The following is a 1,660-nucleotide window of genomic DNA, read 5'->3' as shown; positions in this document are numbered from 1 at the left end:
CACCGGCCGCTCACCGAGTCGGCGGGCGGCTGCGCCTCCAGCACCTCACCGAGCACCGTCATGATCGTCGTGTGCGCTTCGAAGAGGCTGAACCGGCGCGCGCGCTCCGACTGCGCGACGTCCGCTCCGCCCATCGCCTGCACGGTCGCCCGCCCGGTGACCGGCCACTCGCTCTCCGGGATGCCCATCACCGTGCCCGTGACCGTCATCGGCAGGGTGATCATGGCTTCGCAGAAGTCGAACGACTCCCGGCCGCGGAGGGAGTCGAACAGCTCACCCATGCGCTCGACGATCCCCTGCCGCAGGCGTTGCGCCGCGGGCACGGTCATCAGCGGGGTGAAGATGCGCTTGATCTCGGGGTGCAGCGGCGGGTCCGTCAGGTGGATCGCCGCGCCCGCCGCCACGTCGCCGTCCCCGCGGACGCTGAGCATGGTGCTGTACGCCGACGAGAACGTCCCGTGGTCGGCCAGGACGCCGCGGACGTCCGCGTACCGCGTCGCCGCGAAGAACTCCTCGCCGTCGGGCGTCCGCTCGTGGTGCAGGTCGCCCGCCTCGCGCAGGGCCTGCCAGACGGGGTGCATGTTCCGCGACGAGTACTGCGACTCGTCGTAGAGCCCGGGTGAAGTCACATCCGACGACCCGGGGCCATCGAGGGCGACGCGCATCGGACCACCTCCTCTTCGTGGCGCTGGTCGACCGGTCCGATGTTCTCGGCGCACCGCAGGTAGAAGCGCGACGCGATCGACCAAGCCGTGATGCCCTGGGCGCCCAGGACCTGCATCGAGCTGCGCACGACCCGCACCAAGGCGTCCTGCTCGACCAGCTCGAACCGCCGGACCACCGCCTCGTCCAGGTCCGCGATCGTGTCCGCGATCTCGTGCAGCCGCTTGCACAGCGCCTGCAGCTCGGCGTAGCCGCGGATGAGCGGGAACACCAGCGCGTCGTAGTCGACGAGGTGCCGACCGAACTGCTCCCGGGTGGAGGCGTGCTCCCAAGCGGTCCGGAACAGCCCGATCCCGAGCCCCAGCACGTACGCCGCGTGGCGCACCCGGCAGTCGAGGGCCTCCGGGTGGTCGTCGCACGCGTCCGCGCCGCTCCCGGCCGGGTCGGGGTCCGCGAGCCGGCAGGGCCGGTAGCCGTTCTCGTAGCCGAGGTAGCCCAGGCTCATGCCGATCGCGCACCCGACGGTGAGGCCGAGCCCGAGGCCGCCCTCGTCCTCCGGCAGCTCCACGCGGTCGAAGCCGAACTCCGCCAACGCGTCCGCCAACGCGGCGCGGCGCGTCGTCGAGTAGGCGAACAGGGGTTCGGCCTTGATGCGCGCGCCCACCGGGTCCAGGACCTCGACGACGGTGTCGACCAGCTCACCGCCGAACCCGTGCAGGATCTGCAGGCAGCGCCGGCCGTAGTCCTCCTTGAGGTCCGCGGCGATGGTGGACAGCATCATCTCCGACGTGCCCGCCGACAGGGTGAGGCCCGGCGACTCGGTGAGCCCGGAGAACAGCTCCTCCCGGACGAGGTCGTCGAGACCGGGCCGCTTCGCGAGCGTCCGCCAGCGGCGCAGGACCTCGTGCCCGACCTGCTGGCAGGTCTCGCTCGTGTACAGCTTCGCCACGGCGGTGTCGATGGCGCTGACGTCGGCGCGCAGGAACACCTCTGTGGC

The 1,660-nt window shown here is 71.7% G+C and carries 1 protein-coding gene and 1 pseudogene; both read right to left on the bottom strand.

Features of this window, described 5'->3' with window-relative positions; all coding sequences use genetic code 11:
* Nucleotides 1-629 (bottom strand): annotated as a pseudogene (locus AB0G02_RS38955) (hypothetical protein); the annotation flags it as partial.
* The coding region (locus AB0G02_RS38950; protein ID WP_360805160.1) for an acyl-CoA dehydrogenase family protein at nucleotides 626-1,660 on the bottom strand (1,035 nt) is incomplete at its 5' end. The pseudogene AB0G02_RS38955 and the gene AB0G02_RS38950, both read right to left, overlap by 4 nt.

It is taken from the genome of Actinosynnema sp. NPDC023658 (assembly GCF_040639995.1).
GTDB lineage: Bacteria > Actinomycetota > Actinomycetes > Mycobacteriales > Pseudonocardiaceae > Actinosynnema.
This window is presented reverse-complemented; position numbering and strand designations above follow the sequence as displayed.